Raw genomic sequence first — 7,172 nt, forward strand, 5'->3', positions numbered from 1 at the left:
GGTGGCCCGCTTGAGGCGTTCGGCGTAGCGGTTCTCCCCGCGCCAGGCCACCACGTCGTCGGTGCTGGCCAGCCCCAGCTCGGTGATCAGCGCCGCCACCGGGTCCGCCGAGGCGTCCAGGTCGACCACGCCGGTGTGCAGGTCCGGGTGCTCGTAGGCCAGCACCCGCACCAGCCCCTTGAGGGCGGAGATCGACGGGTCGCCCGATTCGCCGGCACCGACGGTCAAGCCGTTGCGGCCGACCAGCCACAGCCGTGGCGCGGTGCCGTGCCAGCCGCCGACGATGGTGCGCACCGTCGAGGCGACCGACCAGGCCAGATCGCGGCCTCGAACAGCTGCATCGCCCGGGGTCTCGTCGAAGGGGGTGGCGGCAGGCATGACGATCACGCCGACCGGGGGCCGGCCCGGGTCGTCGGCGGTCCGCGAGAACGCCTCGCGCACCGCGGGCTCGCTGCGCAGGTCCGCGGTGATGACCCGGCGGCTCTCCGCGGAGAACCGGGCGGCGAAATCGCCTGCCAGCGCTTCGCTTTCAGGTCCGTCGGTCAGCACCAGCCAGCTGCCGTCGGCGGCTGCCGGGGGCTGCGCCGGAACCGGAACATCGATCCAGTCGGTGTCGAAGATCTTCTGGGTCAGCGGCAGCGGCACCGTGCGGCGCTGCACCCGCTGCAGATAGATCCCGGACAGCTCCGCGGTCGTCGCCCCGGTCTCGTCGGTCAGGATGACCCGCCCCAGGATGCCGCCGTCGTCGTGGCTGACCACCTCGGCGTAGCCGCGGGCCCGCCGGCCCACTTCGCCGAACACCCGGATGGTCTCCACCGCGACCGGAAGGTAGGTGGCTTCCTCGGCACCGCTCAGCGATTCGTCCGGCAGCGCGGCGGCCAGGCACTGCAGGGCCGCGTCGAGCATGACCGGGTGAATCCGGTAGCCGCGGTGCGCGGTCGCCTCGTCGGGCAGCACGATCTCGGCTTCCGAGGCGCCGCCGGGTTTGCGGACGATGCGGGTGAGCGCGGCGAACGCCGGACCGTGCTGCAGTCCGGTGCGCCGCAGCGCCGTGTACAGATCCGCCGGGGACAGCGCGGTACCGCCGGTGGCGGACGCCGGACGTTGCGCCGGGGCGGCGGATTGCGCCGCCGCGGCCCGGGCGACGGCGTGGCGCGACCAGGCGCCGCCGGGAGCGCGGGAGTGGACCTCGACCCGCAACTCGTCGGAGCCATCAGCGTCGTGCAACAGCCGGGTCGTGACCTCGGTGCGGTCGTCGACCCGCAGCATCTGCTCGACCTCGACCCGGTCCACCGCGACCGCCGACGGGGGCAGGCCCAGGGCCTCGCCGGCCGCGGCCAACGCAATCTCGGCGAAACCGGTGGCCGGCATCACGACCTGGCCGTGCACCTTGTGATGCGCCATCCACGCGACGATGTCGGTGCCCACGTCGGCCTGCCAGACGTGGCCGTGGCCGGCCGGGAGCTCGACGTGGACGCCCAGCAGCGGATGCGCATCCGCCAAGTGCCGGTTGGCGGCGGTCGCGCCCGCCCAGTACCGCACGTGCTGCCACGGCCGCGGCGGCAGGTCGGCGCGACCGATGCCGCCGTCGGGGTGCGGCGCGTCCGCCGGCGGCGGGGCGACGGCCGCCAGGTTGGTGTGGAAGCTCAGCGCCTCGGGCTGATCGCGCAGCAAGGTGCCGGTCACGACGTGGTCGCCGGCGGGCTGCGCCGACTCCAGGTTGCCGTTGATGGCGTGGCTGAGCAGCGGGTGCGGGCTGACCTCGACGAAGGTGGCGTGACCGGCCGCGGCGGCGGTGACGGCCTGGCTGAACCGCACCGGGTTGCGCAGGTTGTGCACCCAGTAGTCGGCATCAAATACCGGCATGCCGGTTCCTTCTTGACCGACCGTGCTGATCAGCGGAATCTTCGGGGCCGACGGCGCAAGGCCGGCGAGCGCGGTGGCCAGCTCGCCCAGGATCGGGTCCACGGTGGGGTGATGCGAGGCGACGTCCACCTCGACGCGACGGGCCAGCTTGCCCTGGGCGTCGACCACCGCGACCACCGCGTCGACCTGATCGGGCGGGCCGGCGATCACGGTCTGCTGCGGGGCGGCGTACACCGCCACGGTGATCCCGCCGTGCTCGGCGACCAGCTTCTCGGCCGCCTCGGCGTCCACCTCCAGCAGCGCCATCGCACCCTGGCCGCTCAACCGGGCCATCAGCTTCGAGCGGGTGGCGATCACCTTCAGTCCGTCGGCCGGGCTCAGCGCACCGGCGACCACCGCGGCGGCCACCTCCCCCATCGAATGCCCGATCACCGCGTCCGGCTCGACCCCGTGGGAGCGCCACAACGCCGTCAGCGCCAGCTGCATGCCCACCAGCACCGGCTGGATCCGGTCAATGCCGACCACCGGTTCACCGGATTCCAGCACGCCGCGCAGCGAGAACCCGACCTGCGCAACGAAGTCCGGCTCCAGCTCGTCAACGGCGGCAGCGAACGCCGGCTCGTCGATCAGCAGTTGACGGCCCATACCAGCCCACTGCGACCCCTGGCCCGAGTACAGAAAGACCGTGCCTTTGCCGCCCTGGTCGCTCTGCGCGGTGCGGGTGCCGACCACGCCGGGCGCCGGATATCCGCCGGCGACCGCCCGCAGCCCGGCCAACGCCTGCTCGGTGTCGCGCGCGCACACGGTGGCGAACTTGGCGTACCGGCCGCGGTGGTGGTTGAGCGTGTTGGCGATGTCGGCCAGCGGCACCGCGGCGCCGGAGCCGGCCAGCCAGTCGGCCAGGGTGGCGGCCCAGGCCGCCACCCGCTGCTCGGTTTTGCCCGAGACCACCAGCGTGCTCACCGGATCCGCCGGAGCCGGTGCCGGAGCCAGGTCGGGTCCCTGCTCGAGCACCACGTGCGCGTTGGTTCCGCCCAGCCCGAACGACGACACCGCGGCGCGGCGGGGGCCCTCGGCCGCCGGCCAGGGTGTCATCTCGGTGGGGATGAACAGCCGGGTCGGGGACGGGTCGATCGATGGGTTCCATTTGGAGAAGTGCAGATTCGGCGGAATCTGGGCCCGCTGTACCGCCAGTGCGGCCTTGATGAAGCCGGCGATTCCCGCGGCGGCCTCCAGATGGCCGATATTGGTCTTCACCGCGCCCAGCGCACAGCGGTCGGGTCCCTTGCCGTACACGTCGGCCAGCGCCTCGAACTCGATCGGGTCACCGAGACCGGTTCCGGTGCCGTGCGCTTCGATCAGGTTCACCGAACTCGGCGGGACGTTCGCCCCGCGCAGCGCCTGGCGGATGACCTCGCTTTGGGCGATGGTGTTCGGCGCGGTCAGGCCGTTGGAACGGCCGTCTTGGTTGACCGCCGAACCCCGCACCACAGCGAGCACCCGGTCGCCGTCGCGCATCGCGTCGGTGAGCCGCTTGAGCACCACGACCCCGGTGCCCTCGCCGCGCACGAAGCCGTCGGCGCCGGCGTCGAAGCTGTGGCAGCGGCCGCGCGGGGACAGCATGCCCCACTTGGCCATGGCGATCTGCGTCTCGGGGCGCAGGATGAGGCTGACGCCGCCGGCCAGGGCCAGGTCACTCTCACGCATGCGCAGGCTCTGGCAGGCCATGTGGATGGTGACCAGCGACGAGGAGCACGCCGAGTCCATCGCGATCGCGGGCCCGCGCAGGCCCAACAGGTAGGCGATGCGTCCGACCGCCACGGCGTGGGCGGTTCCGGTGGCCGTGTATCCGTCGATGGCGTTCGGGTTCGATCCCGAAATACCTTGGTATTCGGTGTAATAAATGCCCATCATCACCGCGGCGCGGATGCCGGCCAGCTTCTCCGGCGACATCCCGGCGTGGTCGAGGGCTTCCCACGCTACTTCCAGCATCAGCCGCTGCTGGGGGTCCATGGCTTCGGCTTCGCGCGGCGAGATGCCGAAGAAATCAGCATCGAACCCGGCCACATCATCGGTGAGGAAGCCGCCCCACTTCGACGACATCTTGCCCGACGCCAGCGTGTCCGGGTCGTAGTACTCCTCGGCGTCCCAGCGGTCCGCGGGAACCTCGACGATCGCGTCGGTGCCGTTGGCGAGCATGTTCCAGTAGGCGTCCGGACCGGCGGCTCCCCCGGGCAGCCGGCAACCGATGCCGACCACTGCGATCGGTTCGGCGGCCGTGGTCTGCGCTGCCTTCTCGAACTTCCCGTTCAGTTCGTCGCGCTTCTCGGCCGGCAGCGCCGACATCCTGTTGAAGATCGTCGTCATCAAAAACTACCGCTCTCGCTCCCGGTCGATGCCGATTCGACCTGATCGAACAACTCGTCCAGCACACCGCCGGTGGAGTCGAACGTCAGATGACCGTCATCTTGGGCTGCGTCGTCCTGGGGGGCGTACCGGGATGCCAACAATCCCACCAGATGGGTCGCCAAAGCAGAAATGCTGGGGTGATTCCAGAGCATTGACGCCGACAAATCCACCCCCACCAGCTGCTGTGTCTCTTTCAGAACCGTCATCGCGATCATCGAATCCAGGCCCATCTCCGGGAACGGCTGGTCGACGTCGACCGCAGCCGCCGATGTCCGGAGCTCGCGGGCAAGAATAGCCTGCAATCTGACCACCAACTCGTCACGTCGCTGGTCCGCGGGGATCTGCGACCAGTCCGGGGCCGCCGACGGATCTGCGGCACCGCCGCTGCCCGAAGACTCGGCAGCACCGGACGTCGCGGCCTCGCCGACCAGATCCTCGAAGAAGGTGAGGTCGCGGAACTCCGGCGAGGTGGCGACCGCACGGTCGATGCGCAGCCGTCCCACCCCGACCCGGGAGAAGTCCGCGCCGAGCACCGCGTCCAGCGCCTCGACGCCCTCATCGGGGCTGATCGGATCGAGAACGCTGAGGGTCATCGAGCGCCCGAGGCCCACGTCGGACCACTGGCCCCAGTTGATGGCGGTGGCCGGCAAGCCGGACGCGTGCCGCCACGCCATCAGGGCGTCCAGCCACGCGTTGGAGGTGGCGTAGCCGAGCTGGCCGGGCAGGCCCAGCAGGGCGGCCATCGAGGAGAACCCCACCCACCAGTCCAGCCCGCGGTCCGCGGTGGCGGCGTGCAGCTGCGCCGCGCCGGCGGCCTTGGCCGACCAGACGCTCTCCAGGCTCTCCGGGGTCACTTCCGTCACGAGCCCGTCACCGAGCACACCGGCCGCGTGTACGACGCCGCGCAGCGGCCGGCTGGTCTCTTCGGCGGCGGCGACCAGACGTTGCGCCACCCCCGGCGAACTGATGTCACCGGGAACGAACAGCACCTCGGTGTCGGCGGCCAGCTCTGCCAGCACCGCGCGCTGGGCTTCAGAGGGCTCGCTGCGGCCGTTGAGGACGATCCGCCCGGCGCCGCGGGCCGCCAGCCAGCGTGCCACCACGATGCCCAGCCCGCCCAGACCGCCGGTGAGCAGATAGGAGCCGTCGGCGCGGACGGTGGCGCGCGGGGTGTCGCCGGTTCCGGCGAGTGTGGCCCGGGTGAGCCGCTCGATGTGGCGCTGCTGCCCGCGGTAGGCGATGACATCGTCGCGGACCGGGGCCCGAAGTTCGCCCAGCAGCGTGGCGACCAGGGACTCGGTGTCGGCCGCGGGGTCCACATCGACCAGGGTGGCGGCCAGGTCCGGTTCGTCGGCCAGCACCCGGGCCAGCTCGCCGGGGAACCGCCAGGTACGCACCACACCCTTGAGGGCGCCGATGGCCGGGTCGCCGGGCTCGCCGCCGGCGACCGCCAGCCCGCCGCGGCTGACCAGCCACAGCCGCGCGCCTTTAGCCCCGGCCTCAACGGCCGCGCGAGCAGCCGTGGACGCCGTCCAGATGAGGTCGCGGGCGCGGGCCAGCGCTTGCGGGTCGGCGACATTGAGGCTCTGCCGCGCCAGGAACACCACGATCCCGGCCGGCGGGTGCGCGGAATCGGCGGCGGCCTGCGCGACGGCCTCGGTCAGTGCCGGCCGGTCGGCGAACGGGCCGGTGACGACCTTGCGGTCGGGTGCGGCCAGCCGCGCGGCGAATGCCGCCGCGACGCCCTCGGTGTCCGAGTCCGGCTCCGCGAGCACGAGCCAGCTGCCCGGGGCCGCATCGGCGGGTTCCGGCGCCGCGGACTCGATCCACTCGGTGGCGAAGATCTTCTGCTCCAGCGGCACCCGCAGCGAGCGCGGGTCGATCGGACGCAGTTCGATCCCGGTGAGCTCGGCGAGTGGGGCGCCCGCGTCATCGGTCAGCAGCACCCGGCCCACCGCGGCTCCGTCGTCGCTGCCGGTCACCTCGGTGTGGCAACGCACCTGACGTCCGGCCGGTGCGAAAACCCGCACCGCGGCCACCGCCGCCGGCGCATAACCGAGGTCTTCGGAGCCGTCGCCGGGGATCGCTGCCGCCAGTTGGCGCAGCGCGGCATCGAGCAGCACCGGGTGCAGGTGGTAGGCCGGATGGGTGGCGACGTCGTCGGGCAGCGTGAGCACGCTCTGCCCCGGGGTCGCCTCGGTCGCCTGCTCCGCCGGTGCGATCTCGGCGAGCACATACCGCGTCCAGGCCCCGCCGGCGGACCGGGCGTGGATCTCGATCCGGGTCTGCGCGTCCGCTTTGAGTTGGGTGGTGATCTGCATCGCGTCGTCGAGCACCAGCGGCTGCTCGATCGCCAAGCCGGTCACCGAGAGCGACTCGACGGGTGTGCCGAGTGCTTGGCTGCCCGCGGCCAAGGCCATCTCGATCAGGACCGCCGCCGGCAGCACGGGTTGTCCCTGCACCTGATGCTCGGCCAGCCAGGGCAGCAGTTCGGTGCTCAGGTCGGTCTGCCAGATGTGGTCGCGGCCGGTGAGCAGCTCGACGTGCGCACCGAGCAGCGGGTGGACATCGGGTGCCTGGCCGGCCCGCGCGGGCGCAGCGAGCCAGTGATGACTGTGCTGCCATGGGGCGCTGGGCAATTCGGCGAAGGCCGCGGCAATGGTGCCGTCTGCGCCGGAGCCCAGTTCGGCGAGCTGAAGGTGGAAGCTCAGCGTTTCGTCGTCGCCCCGGCGCAGGGTCGACGCCACCGTCGCGGGTTCGGCTGCGGCGGCCTCGACCGTCTCGATGATCGAGTGCGTCAACAGCGGGTGCGGGCTGATCTCGATGAAGGTGCCGTACTTCTCCGCCGCGGCACCGATGGCCTGGCTGACCCGGGCGGGTTGGCGCACGTTGTTGGC

2 protein-coding genes are annotated in these 7,172 nt (G+C 71.9%); both read right to left on the reverse strand.

Annotated elements, in window-relative coordinates; translation table 11 throughout:
• The coding region (locus A5648_RS15820; RefSeq protein ID WP_065025462.1) for a type I polyketide synthase at positions 1-4,233 on the reverse strand (4,233 nt) is incomplete at its 3' end.
• Positions 4,233-7,172, reverse strand: a 2,940-nt coding sequence (locus A5648_RS15825; protein ID WP_131810581.1) for an SDR family NAD(P)-dependent oxidoreductase, incomplete at its 5' end; no start/stop codon positions are given. The genes A5648_RS15820 and A5648_RS15825, both read right to left, overlap by 1 nt.

The organism is Mycolicibacter sinensis (genome assembly GCF_001673565.1).
In the GTDB taxonomy this organism is placed as follows: domain Bacteria; phylum Actinomycetota; class Actinomycetes; order Mycobacteriales; family Mycobacteriaceae; genus Mycobacterium; species Mycobacterium sinense_C.